The sequence below is a fragment of the Luteibacter sp. P4_E6 genome (assembly GCF_056401535.1).
Genome location: NZ_JBFUJE010000762.1, coordinates 1 through 1462, shown reverse-complemented (window position 1 = coordinate 1462; position 1462 = coordinate 1). Strand labels below are relative to the sequence as shown.

Annotated in this window: 1 protein-coding gene and 1 pseudogene; both read left to right on the top strand. The window is 53.4% G+C overall.

What is annotated here, in order from left to right:
• Positions 1-379: pseudogene (locus AC1DT2_RS23240) on the top strand (integrase core domain-containing protein); the annotation flags it as partial.
• Between the two features lie 149 nt (positions 380-528).
• Positions 529-1462: hypothetical protein (locus AC1DT2_RS23235; RefSeq protein ID WP_477299035.1), on the top strand; the 934-nt coding region annotated here is incomplete at its 3' end.

The window sequence follows — 1462 nt, the reverse complement described above, 5'->3', positions numbered from 1 at the left end:
GTATACGCGACCTCGCGTTACCTTTGGCGAACACGTGGCCGAAGCGATGTCACGCCTAGTCGCTCATCGCGGTAATCCGGCGGCAATCAAAGTTGACAACGGCAGTGAGTTCGCAGAGAAGGCAATGGACCGATAGGCATACGAAACCGGGGTGGAACTGGACTTGTCGCGCCAAGGTACGCCCGCCGACAATGCCGTGCTTGAGAGCTTCAACGGTCGCCTGCGGCAGGAATGCCTGGACGAGCATTGGTTCTTGTCGTTAGCAAATGCTCGGAGCAAAATCAGCGAGTGGCGGACGTTATATAACGAGGACCGACCCCAGACTGCATCGGCATGGAAACCCCCTGCCGAATTCGCTCGCGAATGCGGGGATCGGTGAGTTCGCAGGCGCCAAAATAGGTCGGAATCGCTACCAGCTAAAGGCCAAGGAATTGGGCGTGGGTGACAGTAGTCCCGACCTCAAGGATAGACCCCCGCCGAATGCGGGGTGCCGTCGAAATGACCACAACTAACTCGAACAGGAAAGCCATGGAGAAGGAACCTCGCAAAATTCAGATTTTCTTTGGCCCACACGTGGCGCTAGCGGAAGATCTTCCTCCAGACTCTGTGCTACTGGTGCCAAGCGCTGACCAATGGAACGACTTTGGATATAAAACCAAGATGGATATAAGGGTCCGCCTAACGGATCCTGAGTCTGTTCACGCAACGACAGGGTTCCTGGGCTTTCTAGATTCCCCCGGGAGCGAGACCAATGGAGCCAGAGCGGTCGAGAAACTACTGCAAGATGCGCACGGCCTCACAGTCCCCGCGAGCAACATCCACCATTTTTTTACAATGCTTCCGCGTATGGATGCTTACAGAAAAATAGTAGAGGATCTTGGCTTGGACGGCGCGGTAACAGTATTGAAGTCAATGAAAGATCTTGTTGCGTTAACCGAGTTTAAATCGGCAGGCGTGAACTGGACTACAGCAGCGACATCTACAGATGTGTTTCTCAAGTCCTTTGTAAGAAGCACCGACTCCTTCTTCGCATATAAGAATGCCGGATCGATACTCCGAGGCCTTCAGAACGAGGAATTTCGCAAATTATCCAAGTCGATATCCATCACTTTTCAGCTACCTGGCCGACAGAATCCGCACGACCTGACCTTTCACTTCGATCATAATGCCGCACTTCCTAAACGCATCGCGATAATTATCGGCAAGAATGGCGTCGGAAAGAGCCAGACGCTAGGGCGCATAGTTCATTCCGCGCTGGATGGTAACGATTCGCTTCGCGACGGGAGCACAGAAGGTCGACTTCTTGTAAATCGCATCCTTGCATTTGCGCCCACTAATGAAGCCCGCTCTGTCTTTCCTTCGGACACGCGTAAGCGTCCGCGCATATGGTATCGACGATTCACACTCAATCGCACCGGAACGGTCCGTCGCGGCGTTAGCGTGTCAGATCAGGTACTTCAAG